Annotated in this window: 9 protein-coding genes and 2 tRNA genes; 5 read left to right on the top strand and 6 right to left on the bottom strand. The window is 41.1% G+C overall.

The features are described from left to right. Nucleotides 1-195: 195 nt before the first annotated feature. Entirely contained in the window at nt 196-786 is a 591-nt protein-coding gene (locus ACPF9A_RS16555; RefSeq protein WP_423998570.1) for a porin family protein, read from the top strand. A gap of 70 nt (nt 787-856) precedes the next feature. Here ACPF9A_RS16555 and ACPF9A_RS16550 read toward each other — a convergent pair whose 3' ends face one another. Continuing rightward, nucleotides 857-1,822, bottom strand: a complete 966-nt coding sequence (locus ACPF9A_RS16550; protein WP_423998569.1) for an FKBP-type peptidyl-prolyl cis-trans isomerase — start codon at nt 1,820-1,822, stop codon at nt 857-859. Nucleotides 1,823-1,900: 78 nt separating this feature from the next. On the opposite strand from ACPF9A_RS16550, the gene ACPF9A_RS16545 reads away from it, so the two are divergent. Then, a complete protein-coding gene (locus ACPF9A_RS16545) occupies nt 1,901-2,329 on the top strand; it encodes an RNA-binding S4 domain-containing protein (RefSeq protein ID WP_423998568.1) in 429 nt (142 codons plus the stop codon). 48 nt (nt 2,330-2,377) lie between these two features. Next, nucleotides 2,378-2,875, top strand: a complete 498-nt coding sequence (locus ACPF9A_RS16540; RefSeq protein WP_423998567.1) for a phosphoribosyltransferase family protein — start codon at nt 2,378-2,380, stop codon at nt 2,873-2,875. Here the strand turns inward: ACPF9A_RS16540 and ACPF9A_RS16535 are convergent. Then, complete coding sequence (locus ACPF9A_RS16535; RefSeq protein ID WP_423998566.1) at nt 2,867-3,382, bottom strand: shikimate kinase; 516 nt, start codon at nt 3,380-3,382, stop codon at nt 2,867-2,869. The two genes, ACPF9A_RS16540 and ACPF9A_RS16535, sit on opposite strands and share 9 nt — an antisense overlap. A gap of 140 nt (nt 3,383-3,522) precedes the next feature. On the opposite strand from ACPF9A_RS16535, the gene ACPF9A_RS16530 reads away from it, so the two are divergent. Both ACPF9A_RS16530 and ACPF9A_RS16525 read left to right on the top strand, forming a co-directional pair. Next, nucleotides 3,523-3,595, top strand: a tRNA-Lys gene (locus ACPF9A_RS16530). 95 nt (nt 3,596-3,690) lie between these two features. Further along, nucleotides 3,691-3,763, top strand: a tRNA-Lys gene (locus ACPF9A_RS16525). 456 nt (nt 3,764-4,219) lie between these two features. On the opposite strand, the gene bglX is transcribed toward ACPF9A_RS16525, so the two are convergent. From bglX to ACPF9A_RS16505, 4 genes are all read right to left on the bottom strand, one after another. Further along, complete coding sequence (bglX, locus tag ACPF9A_RS16520) at nt 4,220-6,493, bottom strand: beta-glucosidase BglX (RefSeq protein WP_423998565.1); 2,274 nt, start codon at nt 6,491-6,493, stop codon at nt 4,220-4,222. Nucleotides 6,494-6,706: 213 nt separating this feature from the next. After that, nucleotides 6,707-8,644 carry an OmpA family protein gene (locus ACPF9A_RS16515; protein ID WP_423998564.1) on the bottom strand — a complete coding sequence of 646 codons (1,938 nt, stop codon included), beginning with the start codon at nt 8,642-8,644 and terminating at the stop codon, nt 6,707-6,709. 11 nt (nt 8,645-8,655) lie between these two features. After that, nucleotides 8,656-9,588 (bottom strand): PorP/SprF family type IX secretion system membrane protein, encoded by a 933-nt coding sequence (locus tag ACPF9A_RS16510; RefSeq protein ID WP_423998559.1) that lies wholly within the window; start codon nt 9,586-9,588, stop codon nt 8,656-8,658. A gap of 25 nt (nt 9,589-9,613) precedes the next feature. Then, entirely contained in the window at nt 9,614-20,758 is an 11,145-nt protein-coding gene (locus ACPF9A_RS16505; protein ID WP_423998563.1) for a gliding motility-associated C-terminal domain-containing protein, read from the bottom strand. Nucleotides 20,759-21,197: the final 439 nt, after the last annotated feature.

The raw sequence follows: 21,197 nt of genomic DNA, 5'->3' as shown, positions 1-21,197 counted from the left end.
AAAACTTAATAAAAAGCAAAGATGTTACTGAAATAGTGAAACGATGTAATTGAATATTGTGACTTTAAAAAACTTTAATTAATTCAAAAACATCAGTAAACAATAAAGGTATTTTACCTCCGTTCTGATGGTATAACGAGAAATGGAACATTTGGTATCGTATTTGCTACTTGTTCCACCTAAACAACAATGAATATGAAAAAAACAATTTTAGTTGCCTTTATGGCACTCTCTGGGTTTTATGGGGTAGCGCAGAGCGATTCGGGATTCGGAATTAAAGGAGGATTAAACTACAACGCCAACGGAGATTATTTTGAATCGGTAGGTGAGGCAGCAAGAAATCCGGATAGAAACGTTGGATATCATGTAGGTATCTTCGGAAAATTCGGAGCTTCCAAAGTCTATGTGAGACCAGAGTTGGTATACACCAAAACTAAATCTGATTATGACGGAGCAGATTTTGATATGGGTAAATTAGATGTTCCTGTCCTTTTAGGAATTAATCTAATTGGGCCGTTACATGTATTTGCCGGACCTAGCTTTCAATATATTTTAGATACCGAATTTGATGGTGTTACTATTGATGATGTAGAAAATGATTTTTCCGTTGGGATGAATATTGGCGCCGGAGTTAACCTCGGCAAATTAGGGATAGATTTACGTTACGAAAGAGGATTTAGCGATAACGAAGCTACTTTCGTCAATACGAACATCACAAATTTAGGTCCGAGTAGAATAGATACAAGACCAGACCAATTAATTTTAAGTTTGTCTTTGGCACTGTAAACATAAACACAAGAAATAAAAAACCTCTTAAGGAAACTTAAGAGGTTTTTTTATGCTTTAAAAGTATTTACTATAAGTCATTATCAAGATGATCAGGAATACCATCACCATCTGTATCTAAGAAACCTATAAAATTTCCCTCAGCATCTAGCTCAATTTCGTCGATAGTTAAAATACCATCGCCGTCATCATCTGGATCAGAATAATTCGCAACATAAATAAATGAATTAGCTTCTGACTCTTCATTGGTATTGTCATTATTTAAGTTTCCATCATTATTTAAATCTTCTAAAATCGAAGGTATACCGTCTTCATCAAAATCAGTATCGACCTCATAACCAAAGGCATCAATCTTAAATATTAATGGTGAATAAGTTGGGATACTACCACTAGCTGAACTAGAATCAAAATAACCAAGACCAGATGGCATAAAAATAGCTCCTATTCCATATCCTTCATAACTAATAGTACCATCTCCGTTTTCAATGGGACCGTTACCAGTTTGAAAGTTTTTCATACCATTACCAAAGCCTCGTACAACACCAGATAAGTTAAGAGGTATTGGTTGATTTGAAGAAGCATCGAACAAACTACCGTCTAAAAATGAACCTTCATATCTCAAAATAACATTATCGCCAATAGTTGGTTTACCTGCTACTACACCCTGTCTTACAACTAAAGTATATAGTTTTTGATCGATTGTTTCATTGTCATCTGCTCGTCCTAAAGATTCAGAATTAACAGAAATCGTTTGGGTAATTAAATTCGGACTATCAAATAAAGATGGTTGAGTGCTGTTTACACCAGCAATCGTATCAAATTTAATTTTGAAATCGAAACCTTCTGGTGGTGTATCGAAATCTTCTTTATTATAGAAATGTGTCTTTAAAAATTCTATGATTTCAGCATCATCCTCTACAGTAACTTCACTTAATAACCTAGGCGGTACAACTTCACCTATAGCATCGTCATCATTCTTACAAGAACTTATTATTAGTAAACCTGCTATTAGCAAATAGGCATTTTTCAATTTCATCAATAATTTATTTTGAACGCGCAAGATACAATTTTCCCCTATTTTTGTTTGGAAGTTAACAAAGAAATACAACCTATAATGCGTATAGATAAATTCTTGTGGAGTCTACGATATTTTAAAACCCGAAACATTGCTACCACCGCCTGTAAAAAAGGGCATGCAAAAATAAATGGTATCGCTGCTAAACCAGGTAGAGAAGTGTACCCAATGGATGAAATTGTGGTACGCAAAAACCAAATTGACTATAAATTTACGGTTCTTGATATACCGCCAAGTCGCGTTGGCGCTAAACTCGTTGACATTTATAGAAAAGATACCACACCTAAAGAAGCCTTTGAGCATAACGAACTTTTACAATACTCCAAAGATTATTATCGTAAAAAAGGTGTTGGTAGGCCTACCAAAAAAGACCGAAGAGATATTGATGATTATTTAGATAGCGATATCAAAAACGACGAAACAGGTACCACAGAGGTTGAAAATAAAAGTAAAGAAGTTGAAGATTAGCCTAAACTTTTAAAAACATACCTATCTTTATTATTTTAAGAACAATACATGCAACATACCATACTTTCGCACCAGCAGATTCAACATAAAATTGAACGTATAGCCTACCAAATCTATGAGGCGAATGTTTCTGAAGAAGAAATAATTATTGCAGGTATACAAGGCGGCGGACTCGATTTTGCAAAGAAAATAGTCGCTAAGCTCAAAAAAATTACTGACGCAAAAATTGTGCTGTGTAAATTATCTATGGATAAGAAAGATCCCTTATCAAGCGGAGTAACAACATCGTTGCCCGATGCAGATTTTATTAATAAATCGGTAGTAATTGTAGATGATGTATTAAACTCTGGTACTACTTTAATATATGGAGTGCATCATTTTCTAAAAACCCCATTAAAGCAACTTAAAACTGCTGTTTTGGTAAATAGAAACCATAAGAAGTATCCGGTTAAAGCAGATTACAAAGGTATTTCATTATCTACCTCGTTACAAGAGCATGTAAATGTTCATTTTGAATCAAAAAACGATAGAGTCTATTTAGACTAGTTTGTTCACTATCATTTCAGCAATCTCGGTAGGGGTATTATTATTACTTTTCACTTTTTGATGTGCTTTATTATAGAAGTAGCTTCTTTCGAATAAATGTTTACCGATAAACTCGGTCAATTCATCATCTTGTAAATGAGCGATCATAGGGCGATGGCTTTTTTCTTTGATTAAGCGATCAAAGAGTTCATTTATACCCACATTCAAATAGAAAGAATTGACGGTTTTCTCATTTATGAAGTCCATATTAGTGCCAAAACAAGGAGTACCACCACCTAAAGAGAGTACAAAATTGTTTTTATTTAAAAATATTTCATTGAGATATTCTATTTCTTTTTTTCTAAAATAGATTTCTCCTTTGGTCTCAAAAATGGAAGCAATAGACATCGCTTCACCTTCTTCAATATATTCATCTAAATCTAAAAAATTAATATTCAAATGGTTAGCTACGATTCTACCGACGGTAGATTTACCACTACCCATATACCCTAGCAATACTATTTTCATATTTTTCATTTGTACAAAATTGGACTAATTAATACGCTTTTCAAAAAAAAATAAATTTATCTTGAAAAGGGTTTGGAAAATAAAGTAATCGACTTATATTTGCACCCGCATTGAGGGAATTATTTTCCGAATTTGCTTTTGACCTGGTAGCTCAGTTGGTAGAGCATCTCCCTTTTAAGGAGAGGGTCCCGGGTTCGAGCCCCGGCCCGGTCACAAATAAAATAGCCTCTTAAAGAAAAGAGGCTATTTTATTTAAATGTCTGATCCAGCTTTTATAAGTGGTAAACGCTTAAGTTCTTTAACTTATTGACCTGGTAGCTCAGTTGGTAGAGCATCTCCCTTTTAAGGAGAGGGTCCCGGGTTCGAGCCCCGGCCCGGTCACTTTTAAACCTTCAAATATTTATTATTTGGAGGTTTTTTTGTTTCTACTAATTTTTATAGTTCTTAAAGAAGCACTTTTCTAACTAAACCCAAACTATTCTCCTTCTGAATCTATACTAACACATTACTATCTAAAATATAATATACGAATCTATTAAGTTGATTATAGATAGTTTTAAAATATTTAAAAAATACAATTTTAAAAAGACTGTCATTTTTTATTGGTAAAGCACAAATAATTCAAATTGATATAACAACATGAAAGATTTACAGTTGAATATAAACGGGACAGTCACGTATAGTTGCAAATCAAAAAATGGTGACACTACAAATTGCCCACAGGGCATGGTCCTAAATGTGATGACCAAAGAATAATTAATTATATAAGATTGGTAAGATCAATAAACTAATGATAGCTTCTAATTTTCAGAAACTGAAAATTAGAAGCTATTCTTTTTAGTCGTTCAAAGTAAAATCAGAAGCTAACTGAGTAGTAGAACTACCACCAATAAAGACCTTAAAGTCGCCCGTTTCAGATTCCCATATATTATTTGCAGAATAGAATTCTAACGTCTTAGTAGTGATAGTAAAGCTTACATTTTTAGTCTCACCTGGCTTTAAAGAAACCATTTTAAAATCTTTCAATTCTTTTACAGGTCTAGCAATACTGGCAAACAAATCTTGAATATATAATTGAACCACTTCTTTACCTTCATATTTACCGGTATTAGACAAATCGAAACTGACTTTCAACTCTCCAGTTTTGCTTAAGGAATTGGTATTTAACTTTAAGTTGTCATAAGTAAATTCAGTATAGCTTAATCCATAACCAAACTCATATAAAGGTGTATTTACTTCATCTGTATAGTGCGTCCAGAAAACAAGATCATCACCAGGATACGTTGGTCTTCCTGTACTTAAATAATTATAATACAAAGGTACCTGCCCAACATTTCTTGGAAAAGTCATTGGTAATTTTCCACTTGGGTTATAATCACCATAAAGTACCTTAGCTATAGCATCGCCACTAGTTGAACCCAATTGCCAAGCTTCTACTATGGCAGGTATATTTTCATCTGCCCAATTAATAGTCAACGGTCTTCCATTCATTAAAACCAAAACTATGTTCTTATTCACCGCATACACAGCTTCTAATAATTCTTGTTGTAAACCAGGTAAATCTAAATTTGCTCTACTTCTACCCTCGCCTGATTGAAAACCATGCTCACCCAAAACCATTACTACTACATCTTTATTTTTAGCTACTTCTACAGCTTCTGCAATACCAGTTCTATCTGTAGTGTTTATATCAATTTCAAAGACGAAAGCCTCCTTACCTTTTACCAACTCCACTCCTTTTTCATGGTACAGTTTATTACCTTTATATTTCTTTAAGCCTTCCATTACCGATACTGCAGAATTATCTTCCGCAGCAAGTCTCCAACCTCCTAATGGACTATTCTTATCTGCCGCCAACGGACCAATAACCGCTATGTTCATTCCCTTCTTCTTTAAAGGCAATAATTGGTTCTCGTTTTTTAGAAGCACTATAGACTTTTCTGCCATATCGAGCGCTATAGCTTTATTTTTATCGCTTCCTATTACTGCTTTTTCTCGCTCTTCGTTACAATATTTGTAAGGGTCATCAAAAAGACCTAATTCATATTTTACCCTTAAAATTCTTCGAACGGCATCATCAATTTTATCAACGGAAACTTTACCTTCATCTACCAAATTTTTTAAATGTTTTACATATAAATAAGATTCCATATCCATATCACTACCGGCATTTGCAGCGCTTTCAGCAGCAGATTTGGCATCTTTAGAATACCCATGAGCAACCATTTCAGCCATTGAACCCCAGTCAGAAACTACAAAACCTTGGTAGTCCCATTCTTCTTTTAAAACATCTCTTTGTAAAAAAGAATTTCCAGTAGCTGGTATACCATTAAGTACATTAAATGAATTCATGAATGTTTTTACATCTGCTTCTATCGCTGCCATAAACGGAGGAAAAATAGTATTGTATAATGTTGACGTACCTACATCTACCGTATTGTAATCTCTACCCGCTTCAGAAAAGCCATACCCAGCAAAATGTTTAGCTGTTGCCGCTATAGTATTTGGTGCTGAAAGGTCTTCTCCTTGAAACCCGGTAATTCTTGCCTTGGCTATTTGACTACCCAAATAAGGATCTTCACCTGCGCCTTCCATTACTCTACCCCATCGTGCATCTCTTGATATATCTACCATTGGGGCAAACGTCCAGTTTATGCCTGTTGCAGATGCTTCGTCGGCAGCCATTGCTGCAGAAGCTTTAATTACATCCATATCCCAACTAGCAGATTCTGCCAATGGTATTGGGCTCTGTGTTCTATATCCATGAATTACATCATAACCAATAATTAAAGGGATACCTAATCTTGATTCTTCAACCACAATCTTCTGTACCTTACGAACTTCTTCTACGCCGGTAACATTTAACATAGAGCCTACCCAACCATTTTTAAGATGCTCAAATTTACTAGAGGCATCACCTTTTTCTGGAACAGGACCTGTAACATTCCAAAAACCATTATACTGGTTCATTTGCCCAACTTTTTCTTCAAGAGTCATAAGTTCCATTAAAGAATCTATCTTATTTTCTACTACAACATCTAATTTTGTTTGAGCATAGTTACTATGGCTAAATACAAATAAACAGAAGGTAATTAATATATATATTTTCATGCTTTCTATTATAATAAAGAGTTTAATGGTCAATGAAATATAATCATGGAAAATTCGAATTTACTCCAAAATTATGATAATCTCCTAGGGTAGTAAATATACTAGATCATTTAGATAAATGAGAATTTCTAAAATAGCTAATACATTACTCAATCAAAAAAAAGGGAAGGAGCTATGCTTCTTCCCTTTTCAATATGTATTGGTCTATGTTGGTTATTCTACCACGATAAACTCCGATCGTCTGTTAAGTTGATGGTTCTCTTTGCTACATGGAATATTGTTGCTACAGTTGTTTGTAAGCTCCGTTTCGCCGTAACCTTCGTACGAGATTCTGTTGCTCGGTATACCCGCTGCTATGAGGTAATCGGCCGTTGCCTTCGCCCTGTTCGCCGATAAACGCATGTTGTACGCATCGTTCGCCCTTGAATCCGTATGCGAGCGTACCTGTACGTTTACGTTCGGGTATTCGTTCAGGTATGCCAATACCTTGTTGATACTGATCCTTGCATCCTCTCTGATGAAGTACTTATCAAAATCGAAGTAGATCGGTTCTATGTTCAGGTATTTTGCAAGGTCGGTGCCTATCGGTGCCGATGGGTCTACCTGTGCCAGTACGATCTCTATGCCTATGGCGTCTTCAGCTTTGACGGTCATGAAGGTCTTGTTACCTTCCTCGTAATCGGTCTTGGTGGCTACTACCTTATAACTACCTTCTGCGCAGTTGCCTTCCATTTCGAACGCTCCGTTGGCATCGGTGCTCGAGCTCGATACCACTTTGTTATCCTTGTCGTATACCGTTACCGATGCATCCGTTAACAGTGCATTGGTTTTTTGGTCCTTTACGATTCCCGTAATATTTGTATGGCAGGTGAAGTCCAACGGCGTCATTTCTACAAAACTGTAGATATCGTCATTGCCCTGTCCGCCTTTTCTATTCGAAGCGAAAAAGCCTTTCTTGGTCTCTTCGTTTATAATATATGAGAAGTCGTCTTCCTCTCCGTTCAAAGGGCGTCCTACATTGTAGATCTCTCCCTTTTCATTGTTCAGGTCCGTTGCGAAGACGTCAAGTCCCCCTAGTCCCGGATGCCCGTCCGATGAAAAATATAATTTATCGGATTCCGTTACGAACGGGAAGGTCTCCCTTGCCTCCGTATTGATTCGTTCTCCCAGGTTCAGTGGTGTACTGAAAGTACCGTCCTTGTTGATATCCACAACGTAGATATCCGATTCCCCTTTCGTTCCCGGCATATCCGAGGCAAAGTATAGTTTCGTCTCGTCGCTGTTCAGCGTTGGGTGTGCCACCGAGTAGCTGTCCCCGTTAAAGGGCAGTTCTTCGATATTTTTCCATTCGCCGTTTTCTTTGGTAGCCCTGTATATCTTTAGTCTACTGACTCCTTCCTCGTCCCTTTCGAACTTGCCTTCATCGGAATTGTTACGTGTAAAGTACATCGTACTTCCGTCCTTGGTAAATGCAGTCGAGGATTCATGGGTCTTCTTGTTCAATCTTTTACTGAGCTTGTCTACATTGGTAAAGTTACCTTGGTCGTCCTGTTCCGCTTTGTACAGGTTCAAGAAAGATCCGTTGTTCCATCTATGGATGTTCTTCGTTAACAGTCCGCTGTCCCTTGCCGTAGAAAACACCAGTCCTTCTTCATAGAAAGAGGGTGCAAAGTCCGATACCTTCGAGTTCAGCCCTATGTTCTTTAGTTCGTACCTGCCCGAACGTTCCTCGATCTGTTCCAGATAATCTTGGTTATCGCTATATAGTAATCCGCGTTGATCGTTAGATCTTGCCGCTTTGAACTTGTTCATCCAAGTGTCGGATTCCGTATAGTTTTCTAAAGATTTTAAGGTCTGTGCATAACGGTACATATACTCCGGGTCGATATCCGTTCCTTCCAATGCGAACAGTTTACCGTACCAGCTAGATGCCTCTTCATAGTTCGCGTTCAAATAGTTTGCGTTCCCTAGGTTCTTATAGATATCCTCCTCCGTATTTCCGTCCTTGACCAACTCTTCGTACGATTGTATCGCCGAGGCATAGGCGTAGTCCGTGAATTTTGTATCCGCTTTCTGTATCTTCTTGTCCTGTGCGTTTGACATCATAGCCATTACCGCCAAGCCACAAAAAATATATCCTGTTTTTTTCATGTCGTTTTTTATTAAAAGAATCTTGGGGTGATCACTCGTTTGTACTTGTTCAAAAATTCATATCTAAGCATGATCTCGAAAGAACCGTCGTTGAACCTTGTCGCTCCCAAATCGGTCGTTTCCTTATCATATGCCAGACCCAACATCAACTGGTCGTTCAGCTGGAAACCGAACAGGGCGCTGATCGCCGCGTCCCATCTATACGCAGCTCCCAAAGAGAACTTGTCGTTGAAAAGGAAGTTCGCACTAAGGTCTAACTGTAAAGGTGCTCCCTTTACAGCTTTGATAAGTGCAGCGGGCTTGAACTTTACGTTTTGGTTCAGGTCGAACACATAGCCCGTGATCAAATAGAAGTTCATACGCTCCTGTGCGATCAAACTGGAACTGTTCGTATCCGAACTGTCAAAATGCTCGGTCTGTAAAAAGTTCGGTACCGATAATCCCGCATAGAACTGGTCCGTATGGTAATAGATCCCCGCTCCGAAGTTCGGTGAGAATTTGTTGTCGATGTTCGGTAGGTTCGTCTCCGCCCCGTAGTTTCTTAGCTTCGTAAAATCTACGTTGAAAAGGTGTCCGCCGGCTTTTAGTCCGAAGGAAAGCTTCCCTTCCTCCGAGGTCTTTACCGTATAACTGAACGCGGCATCGATATACGTATCCTGGTTGGTACCGTTTCCGATCTCGTCGTTTACCACCGATAGTCCCAATCCTACATGTTCCGAGACAGGGGTATGGAAGTTCAGTGTCTGCGTAGTCGGTGCGCCGTCAAGTCCCACCCACTGCGAACGGTGCAGTGCGGCTATGCTCAATACCCCTCGGGAACCTGCATACGCAGGGTTCACCGATATCGTATTGTACATGTACTGTGTGTACTGCGCGTCTTGCTGCGCATGGCCCATAAAGAGTCCCGCTACGGTAATTATAATGGTTAGAAAATATTTGTTCATCGTATCTTTTTTTAGGGGAATTTTTTTATCTGTTGATGTATAGGTAACCCGACTTGTCCAAGTTATCTCCGTTGTTATTATACTTGATTACATAGAAATACACGCCTACAGGAAGTTCTGAGTCTTTACTAATCGTTGCCCTACCGTTAGATACACCTTGGAAGGTATTTGTAACATTGTCATAACCTGACATTTCGTAAACAACTATTCCCCATCGGTTATAGATCTGTACCGTATTGTTAGGGAATGACTCGATATTTTCTATTCTGAAAAAATCGTTCGTACCGTCACCGTCAGGTGTTATGACCTCATTGGAAACCGCTATGCCAGAGTCAACTACTTCTGCGTTACAACCGGCATCTAGACTTGGAACTCCGCCTATGGAATGACATGGATCTAATGGATCCGTGCCGTCCTCGACCTCTTGACCATCCGGTATAGTATCTCCATCGGTATCGGCTTCATATGAATCTGTTCCTATCGCATCCTCTTGAGATGTCGTCAGACCATCTCCATCACAATCACTATCTGGTAAAGCTGTTCCATCTACATGGTCACAATCATCTAAAGGATCAGTGCCGTCCAATACTTCTTGACCGTCAAGAATACCATCCCCATCGGAATCAGGATTATTAGGATCTGTTCCTAAAGATGCTTCTTCATCGGTTGTCAAACCATCGTTATCACAATCCGAAGTTCCTAATGGAGCTCCTCCACTTGAATCACAATCGTTCAATGGATCAGTGCCATCAGAAATTTCTTGACCGTTGGTTACGCCATCACCATCACAGTCCAGTGCGTTCCATACGGCAGTTGGTATTACATCTTGGTTGGCAGCGATTATACTACAACTATCTGTTGGGTCGGTATCATCGGTAATCTCCTGACCATTGGTTACACCATCACCATCACAGTCCAGTGCGTTCCATGCAGCAGTTGGTGTTGCATCTTGGTTGGCAGCAATTAAACTACACTCATCCGTTGGGTCAGTACCATCTGTTACTTCTTGACCGTTGGTTACTCCATCACCATCACAGTCCAGTGAGTTCCATGCAGCAGTTGGTGTGGCATCTTGGTTTGCAGTAACTAAGCTACACTCATCCGTTGGATCCGTACCATCGGTCACTTCTTGTCCGTTGGTTACCCCATCGCCATCACAATCGGCAGCGTTCCAAGCAGCATCTGGTGCTATTGTTGCATTTACCAGTACAAAGGAACAAGGGTCTTGTCCGTCCGTACCATCAGTTGCTTCAACGTTATTAGGAACTCCATCACCGTCACAATCGCTTGTAGAGGTAACTGTTACCGATATGCTTGCCGTTAGATAGGAACAATCATCAAGAGGATCCGTACCATCGGTCACTTCTTGTCCGTTGGTTACCCCATCGCCATCACAATCGGCAGCGTTCCAAGCAGCATCTGGTGCTACTGTTGAATTTGCCAGTACAAAGGAACAAGGGTCTTGTCCATCCGTACCATCGGTAGCTTCAATGTTATTAGGAACTCCATCACCGTCACAATCGCTTGTAGAGGTAACTGTTACCGATATGCTTGCCGTTAGATAGGAACAATCATCAAGAGGATCCGTACCATCGGTCACTTCTTGTCCGTTGGTTACCCCATCGCCATCACAATCGGCAGCGTTCCAAGCAGCATCTGGTGCTACTGTTGCATTTGCTAGTACAAAAGAACAAGGGTCTTGTCCGTCCGTGCCGTCTGTTGCTTCTACATCATTCGGTACCCCATCACCATCACAATCACTTGTTGAGGTTACGGTTACCGATATGCTTGCTGTTACATAGGAACAATCATCTAGAGGGTCTGTACCATCGGTCACTTCTTGTCCGTTGGTTACCCCATCGCCATCACAATCGGCAGCGTTCCAAGCAGCATCTGGTGTTACTGTTGCATTTGCTAGTACAAAAGAACAAGGGTCTTGTCCGTCCGTGCCGTCTGTTGCTTCTACATCGTTTGGTACGCCATCACCGTCACAATCGCTTGTAGAGGTAACTGTTACCGATATGCTTGCCGTTAGATAGGAACAATCATCAAGAGGATCCGTACCATCGGTCACTTCTTGTCCGTTGGTTACCCCATCGCCATCACAATCGGCAGCGTTCCAAGCAGCATCTGGTGCTATTGTTGCATTTACCAGTACAAAGGAACAAGGGTCTTGTCCATCCGTACCATCGGTTGCTTCAACGTTATTAGGAACTCCATCACCGTCACAATCGCTTGTAGAGGTAACTGTTACCGATATGCTTGCCGTTAGATAGGAACAATCATCAAGAGGATCCGTACCATCGGTCACTTCTTGTCCGTTGGTTACCCCATCGCCATCACAGTCGGCAGCGTTCCAAGCAGCATCTGGTGCTATTGTTGCATTTGCCAGTACAAAGGAACAAGGGTCTTGTCCGTCCGTGCCGTCTGTTGCTTCAACATCGTTTGGTACGCCATCACCGTCACAATCGCTTGTAGAGGTAACTGTTACCGATATGCTTGCCGTTAGATAGGAACAATCATCAAGAGGATCCGTACCATCGGTCACTTCTTGTCCGTTGGTTACCCCATCGCCATCACAATCGGCAGCGTTCCAAGCAGCATCTGGTGCTACTGTTGCATTTACCAGTACAAAGGAACAAGGTTCTTGTCCATCCGTACCATCGGTTGCTTCAACGTTATTAGGAACTCCATCACCGTCACAATCGCTTGTAGAGGTAACTGTTACCGATATGCTTGCCGTTAGATAGGAACAATCATCAAGAGGATCCGTACCATCAATCACTTCTTGTCCGTTGGTTACCCCATCGCCATCACAATCGGCAGCGTTCCAAGCAGCATCTGGTGCTATTGTTGCATTTGCCAGTACAAAGGAACAAGGGTCTTGTCCGTCCGTGCCGTCTGTTGCTTCAACATCGTTTGGTACGCCATCACCGTCACAATCGCTTGTAGAGGTAACTGTTACCGATATGCTTGCCGTTAGATAGGAACAATCATCAAGAGGATCCGTACCATCGGTCACTTCTTGTCCGTTGGTTACCCCATCGCCATCACAATCGGCAGCGTTCCAAGCAGCATCTGGTGCTACTGTTGCATTTGCTAGTACAAAAGAACATGGTTCTTGTCCATCCGTACCATCAGTTGCTTCAACGTTATTAGGAACTCCATCACCGTCACAATCGCTTGTAGAGGTAACCGTTACCGATATGCTTGCCGTTAGATAGGAACAATCATCAAGAGGATCCGTACCATCAATCACTTCTTGTCCGTTGGTTACCCCATCGCCATCACAATCAGCAGCGTTCCAAGCAGCATCTGGAGCTACTGTTGCATTTGCCAGTACAAAGGAACAAGGGTCTTGTCCGTCCGTACCATCGGTTGCTTCAACGTTATTAGGAACTCCATCACCGTCACAATCGCTTGTAGAGGTAACTGTTACCGATATGCTTGCCGTTAGATAGGAACAATCATCAAGAGGATCCGTACCATCGGTCACTTCTTGTCCGTTGGTTACCCCATCGCCATCACAGTCGGCAGCGTTCCAAGCAGCATCTGGTGCTATTGTTGCATTTACCAGTACAAAGGAACAAGGGTCTTGTCCATCCGTACCATCGGTTGCTTCAACGTTATTAGGAACTCCATCACCGTCACAATCGCTTGTAGAGGTAACTGTTACCGATATGCTTGCCGTTAGATAGGAACAATCATCAAGAGGATCCGTACCATCGGTCACTTCTTGTCCGTTGGTTACCCCATCGCCATCACAATCGGCAGCGTTCCAAGCAGCATCTGGTGCTACTGTTGAATTTGCCAGTACAAAGGAACAAGGGTCTTGTCCATCCGTACCATCGGTAGCTTCAATGTTATTAGGAACTCCATCACCGTCACAATCGCTTGTAGAGGTAACTGTTACCGATATGCTTGCCGTTAGATAGGAACAATCATCAAGAGGATCCGTACCATCGGTCACTTCTTGTCCGTTGGTTACCCCATCGCCATCACAATCGGCAGCGTTCCAAGCAGCATCTGGTGCTACTGTTGCATTTGCTAGTACAAAGGAACAAGGGTCTTGTCCGTCCGTGCCGTCTGTTGCTTCTACATCATTCGGTACCCCATCACCATCACAATCACTTGTTGAGGTTACGGTTACCGATATGCTTGCTGTTACATAGGAACAATCATCTAGAGGGTCTGTACCATCGGTCACTTCTTGTCCGTTGGTTACCCCATCGCCATCACAATCGGCAGCGTTCCAAGCAGCATCTGGTGTTACTGTTGCATTTGCTAGTACAAAAGAACAAGGGTCTTGTCCGTCCGTGCCGTCTGTTGCTTCTACATCGTTTGGTACGCCATCACCGTCACAATCGCTTGTAGAGGTAACTGTTACCGATATGCTTGCCGTTAGATAGGAACAATCATCAAGAGGATCCGTACCATCGGTCACTTCTTGTCCGTTGGTTACCCCATCGCCATCACAATCGGCAGCGTTCCAAGCAGCATCTGGTGCTACTGTTGCATTTGCCAGTACAAAGGAACATGGTTCTTGACCGTCCGTGCCGTCCGTTGCTTCTACATCATTCGGTACCCCATCACCATCACAATCACTTGTTGAGGTAACTATTTCCGATATGTTTGCTGTTACATAGGAACAATCATCTAAAGGGTCGGTGCCATCAGTCACTTCTTGTCCGTTGGTTACCCCATCGCCATCACAATCAGCAGCGTTCCAAGCAGCATCTGGTGCTACTGTTGCATTTGCCAGTACAAAGGAACAAGGGTCTTGTCCGTCCGTACCATCGGTTGCTTCAACGTTATTAGGAACTCCATCACCGTCACAATCGCTTGTAGAGGTAACCGTTACCGATATGCTTGCCGTTAGATAGGAACAATCATCAAGAGGATCCGTACCATCGGTCACTTCTTGTCCGTTGGTTACCCCATCGCCATCACAGTCGGCAGCGTTCCAAGCAGCATCTGGTGCTATTGTTGCATTTACCAGTACAAAGGAACAAGGGTCTTGTCCATCCGTACCATCGGTTGCTTCAACGTTATTAGGAACTCCATCACCGTCACAATCGCTTGTAGAGGTAACTGTTACCGATATGCTTGCCGTTAGATAGGAACAATCATCAAGAGGATCCGTACCATCGGTCACTTCTTGTCCGTTGGTTACCCCATCGCCATCACAGTCGGCAGCGTTCCAAGCAGCATCTGGTGCTATTGTTGCATTTACCAGTACAAAGGAACAAGGGTCTTGTCCATCCGTACCATCGGTTGCTTCAACGTTATTAGGAACTCCATCACCGTCACAATCGCTTGTAGAGGTAACTGTTACCGATATGCTTGCCGTTAGATAGGAACAATCATCAAGAGGATCCGTACCATCGGTCACTTCTTGTCCGTTGGTTACCCCATCGCCATCACAGTCGGCAGCGTTCCAAGCAGCATCTGGTGCTATTGTTGCATTTACCAGTACAAAGGAACAAGGGTCTTGTCCATCCGTACCATCGGTTGCTTCAACGTTATTAGGAACTCCATCACCGTCACAATCGCTTGTAGAGGTAACTGTTACCGATATGCTTGCCGTTAGATAGGAACAATCATCAAGAGGATCCGTACCATCGGTCACTTCTTGTCCGTTGGTTACCCCATCGCCATCACAATCGGCAGCGTTCCAAGCAGCATCTGGTGCTATTGTTGCATTTACCAGTACAAAGGAACAAGGGTCTTGTCCGTCCGTACCATCAGTTGCTTCAACGTTATTAGGAACTCCATCACCGTCACAATCGCTTGTAGAGGTAACTGTTACCGATATGCTTGCCGTTAGATAGGAACAATCATCAAGAGGATCCGTACCATCGGTTACTTCTTGTCCGTTGGTAACGCCATCACCATCACAATCGGAGGAATCTAGTGGAGTACCCCCGATAGATTCACAATCGTCATTTGGATCGGTACCATCTACGCCTTCTTGATCATCGGAGATGCCATCACCGTCAGTATCGATACAAATAGGCGAGGTTATAGTTAAGGTTTCTTCACAACCAGTAGCGGTATTCGTTGCTGTCACAAAGATATCTGTTCCAGAAGGTACTGCGGTGATATCCCAGTTTGTTCCCGAAATAAAAGTAGCAACACCTGCAGAGGCATTCAAAACGTCCGCATTTGTTGATACGGATAGCGAATAGTTTGCCATATCTGTATCACAAACAGCAATAGCAGATTGTGTTAGTGTTGGTGAAGGATTTACCGTAACATCAACTACATCTGTTGAAGTACATCCATCCGGACGCGCAATTGTAAGGGTATAGCTAATTGTAGTATCCGAAGTAATATCATTTCCAGAATAACTAAAACTAGGTTGTGCTAAGGTAGCATCATCCAAATAAGCTGTTTCAATGTTACTAGCACCGCTCCAGGTATAGGAATACTCGGAATTTTCCGCAATTCCCAAAAGTATGGTATCATTCACTTCACAAACGGTGCCATCAGATCCAGCAATGCCAGGAAGATCCGTGGGTATTTCTACAGTATCCTCACTTCCTAAACAGATACAAGCATTATTTTCAGTATTTAGGACTAATACCAAATTACATACTTGACTTGGGGTCAAAGTAGTTGTAAAATTATCGATAATTGTCATTGATGCACCTATGGCTGTTGCCACCGTATGGGTCGCAAGGAACGTCTCCCCAGCATCGTAGCTACCATTTAAGTTGTCATCGTAGTAAAGGTCTACTATAGTACCCGAGGCTATTGCAATGGACGATGTGTTTTCTATTGAAAAATTAACAGTTAAATCTTCATCCGTACCAGTAATGGTGCTAGTAGTCGTTGTAGATTGTATAATTAAATCTCCTTTTTCTACTGTTAAGGCTACATCTTCTTGTGTTGTAATGCTCTCTAAAGTAACACAACTCAAGCCACCGGTAGCAGAACAATCTATACCATTCGAAACTCTGGTCGATACATTTAAATCATAGGATTGGCATAGCACGTCTACTGGTGTAACTACTTCCACTTCAAAATCAAAAGCTATGGAACTTCCCGGGGCAATGCCGTCTGGCATAGGCCAGGTCAAAATCCTTGTACCTTCAGTACTATTGGTAGTTACGGTAGGTTCATCTACAGGCGCATTGATACCACCAACATAAGAGCTAGGAACATAGTTAAAGGCATCGTTAATAACGGCTACAATTTTTTCCAAAGCACCGCTCGTATTGCTTGCGCCTTGATTGGTAATGGAAACATTGATTCGTTCCGTTTCCGAGCAAGCTTTGATGATTTCGTCGGTTCCCATTGCGGTAAGCGCATAGGTAATATCTGTAGGCACCTCGTCTAGGTTAATAGCATTTGACTGTATCGCATTTTGTCCGTTAATAATTTCAACTTCCTCTTGACAAGCTTTTTCAGCAGTAATTACCATCCCTACTTTTGTGCCTGAAACAAATTCACAGGTAAAACCCAATTCAAATGTAAGGGAAAAGGCATTTGGGTCGGTAGAGGAAGTTCCTGGGAGACCGTTTGTGCTTCCTATAGGAGAACCCACTACACCATTAACATCTACGGTATATGTATTTGTCGGAACATCTAAACTGACCAAATTTGAATCAATAGGATAGTTTGTTCCATCATAAATTAGCACACCAGAAGTGTTGTCTAATATCATTCCTAGGGGAAGCGAAACTTCCGCAGCAATGATATATGCAAATCCGTTGGCACCATTGTTTACATCTATTTGATACGGTACTACATCACAAAAACCATAGGTACTAGCTCCCAATGTGGTCGATGCAGTAATTGCTGGATCTTGTGTTGCCAAGGCTAGTTCTAAAGATTCCTCATTACAAGCCCCAAAAGTTCCTGAAGGATATCCAGCATCGGGATTGGTGGGATAGCCTCCGCAATTTTGGCCTACAACAACATTAAAATAATCAGTCCCACAAACTGCAAAATCATCTGAATTAATAGTCATTGTTGCTCCCGAAGCAGCTACATCTCCTATTTGTGCCCAATATTTACCAGGACTATAACTAGTTAAGGGCGTAGCTATGCCGCCAATTTCAAGTGTAGGAACAATATTATTATTGGGGACCTCAATGGCTACCCAAGTGTTTTCTAAAACTTCTCCCCCACTATTGGTATTATTAATATTTACATCCCAAGAAGCAGCACTGGTTAACGTAGTCGCCGTTAGTGCAGGGGAGCTTAAGCTATAGGTATACGGATTATAAGTAAATGCGCGGTTAGAATTATACTGCGCAGAATTACGAAGAATTGGAGTAGGTCTGTTTCTATAGGTACTCCACTGTGTGGTACTGAGAATAGTTGAATTAAAAGTGCTCCCTGCAAATACCGCACTAGATTCATCAGAACATACTGCAGCGAAAGAAGCATATAGTCTTTTAAGATCTCGACCAGAACCAGTATCATACTTTTGCCAACTACCGTCATTCACCCAGCTATATTTATGGAAGCCTGGGGCGTAGTTATATGTAATTATTGGATCTGCAATTGTTTGATTAGAATAAGCAGAAGTCCCTGGCGCATAGATTACTCCATCAGGAATTAGTATATCTATATTTATAGGCTCTGTAAAGCTCCTAAACTCATTAGAAAAAGCAACTGTAGCATTGGGATAGAAAGCAAAATCTCCAATAAAACCAAAATTAAATGTGCCACAGCCATCGTAGGTAAAGCCCTGTGCGACTAAATTACCGTTTATATTATCGTAAACCCCAAAAGTGTCCGTACCAAAATTACAGACATAAGAGGGGTTTGCCAATGAAGATGTGGGTGCAGAAACCAATAGTTCTGTAAGATTTTCAAAGTCACCTGTTATAGCGCAAGCTCTTGATACTTCGAGGTCGACCGTAATTACGTATTTTGCACCAATTGTTGGAACGTAACTTGCTAAATCCCCATCCAATAAATTAATGCTATGATTGGTGAGCCCTCCATTGTCCTCTATATACGAATAATGTGATAAATCAGTAGAAGTAAAATCTGGTGTTGTTGTAGCGTTGCCCGCTTCATAATAGTCAATGGTTATAGCCTCTATACCTCCACCGTTAGTTGCAGTATTGGTGAACCAATTTTTGGTCTCATAGGTTAACAGGGCAATGGCACTGGTTAAGTTATCTTCGTTTACGCTCAAGGTTGTTGACCAACGTGCCATGTCTCCTTCCATAGCCTGATCTACCCGCACTCCTGCGGTGGCCGCTGTAACTGGCGTCGTTTCTGTATCATCGGTATATCCAAAAGTTGTTCTATCTAGTGAGAAATCGTTTACCGTAACACCTTCACAAGGTGCCGTAGGGCAATTAATAATAAAATTAGAAGAGGTATTGCAATAGGCTGTTGGAAAATACGTGTTGGTAACATCATTACCCATAAGCCGGTACTTATAACTAATCGTTACCGATTCATTGGCGGTACAACTTGCCAAAGTTAAGGGTATGCTAACGTCGTTTGATAAGTTTGCCCCTGTAGTAGTATTAGAAGATGCATAGATTGCAACACCTGTGCTAGGGTCAAAACTGACTTGAGTCATAGTGCTACTCCCCCAGGTAGCAGTACCGTTAGGTATAACACCTATAGGTAAGGTACATTCTACTTGCCAAAAGGTATTGGGATAGGTATTAATATTTAAATTAGCATCATTATTTGTAATGTGTTCTATTAGGAAGGTAAAATCATCCCCAACAGAAATTGTGGACCCCCCCAATGGCATATTTGTTAAGCTTGGGGTTTTATTTACATTATAAAAGCTCCAAGGTCTCCACGCACCAAAATCATTGGAGAATATCGTAGGGGTAAAGGTAAACCCACATTTATCCTCTGCATAGGCAAGCGCGCCTGTTTTTATAAAGCTCCCGCTCAAAGAAGCACATTCTACATCATTAACATGAGCAAGATAATCGTAGCTAAGGGTAGCTTCAAGGGAAAAACTTTCACCAACAGCCAAATCATCAAAAAAACCATCACCATCCAAATCTTCCAATCCTACCCCAGCACCATCAGGGTCTGAAGAAAATTGCAAGTTGGTTCTGTTCGTGGCACTGTTTGCCCCGGCCGAAATGCCATTCACCATAAAATTATCCCAAGAATAAAATGAAATATTACTGAGGTTGGTAGAATTCCCCCCCCCATTAGACATCCCCAACTGTATTTCTAAATTAAATAAGGGCGCATTGCCGGTACCCGTATTGGTTACGGTCATTGTAGCGGTATCTGGTGTAGATATATTGGGATAGGCCTGATCGGTAGTTACAATGCTAAGTCCGTCAACACCTGCGTTCATAGACAAACTAGAGGTGGCCACATTACCCGTTTCACAAACAGTATCGGTTGCTAAGCAACCGGTCCCTGCCTGATAGCTTATGGTCTCACCACCAGAGGGGCAACTAACTAAGGTTGCCGTTATCGTGGCCGAAATATTCTCTCCTTTTTCAAACTTTGAATCCATATTACCAACGGTGGCAATTTGTACAGCACTTAATTCCAAAATATCAGTATAAAAACCTCCTGAAAGGCTGGTTCCCTGGGTGTACGTTCCAGAGCCCGAATAGCTAAGTACTACATTAGGGCTATGCTGAATATATGTTATGATTTTATTGACATAAGCATTTACATTTACAGGATCATTCCCTATCGTAAAAGTATAATCCACCGTTTCTCCAACATTTAAAACGGTAGAACCACTTGTAGCAATTGTATTATTAACTTCTAAGAGCGATTGGGCAACAGCAGGGTAATCTACTTCAGTGCTCAGTGCGGTGCCCTCCAAGATATGCAGCAACTTTGGATCTATCATAAAAGCGCACCCTGTATTTACTGTATAAACTACATCAACAAAATCTGCTGCTGTCGCAAGTGTATTTGCGAAAGTAAAGATAGGTTTGTTTAAAACCGAGTTGTCTACTGTAACTCCTATACCTGATACAAGAGTATCAAATTCTGCCGCCGTGGGTAGCTGTACGCTAACCTCCGCTCCTGCGCTAATGGGGCCAAAAAGCCTGAACGTAAATTGGGAGGCATCCCCACAGCCAACCACTTCGGTTGGGATGCTAGGCACTGCAATATTTTGGGCAGAAATATAACTTGCAAAAGTTAGCAAAAGAATTAAACTCCAAATTTGCTTTTTAAATAAAATGGTTGAGGGTTTCATAAAATAATGGTATGTTGATACTTAAAATTAGGGCAAACTATAAAAGGGCATAGCTGTAGTCAAAGGCTTTCCCAATTAGGTTTATTACGATTTTTACGTTAAAGGTTGGTATGGTCGGAACCTATACCATATGAAATCATTTCTTACTAAATTCAAATAATTTAAAATTTTATTTGTAGCCTAATTATTATATTATTATTTATTTTCTTACAAATATATATTAGAATTTTTATTACATCACAGCATTTGTTATCAGCTACGTAAAGCTGTAGATGAATTACACGAATTAAGTGGTGAGGTGTTTTTAAGTTATGCTTGTTTTATAATAGATCAAGTTGGTTTTGTATATCATTATATAAACAGTGTCATAAATCATAGCCTTCGGTTATTAATAAAATCATTTGTGTAAGTTTTGAGCTACACTATAATAGTAATTTTT

The organism is Maribacter sp. IgM3_T14_3, from assembly GCF_049603095.1.
Lineage (GTDB): Bacteria > Bacteroidota > Bacteroidia > Flavobacteriales > Flavobacteriaceae > Maribacter.
The sequence above is the reverse complement of the archived record's forward strand: the minus strand, read 5'-3'. Positions and strand labels throughout refer to the sequence as shown.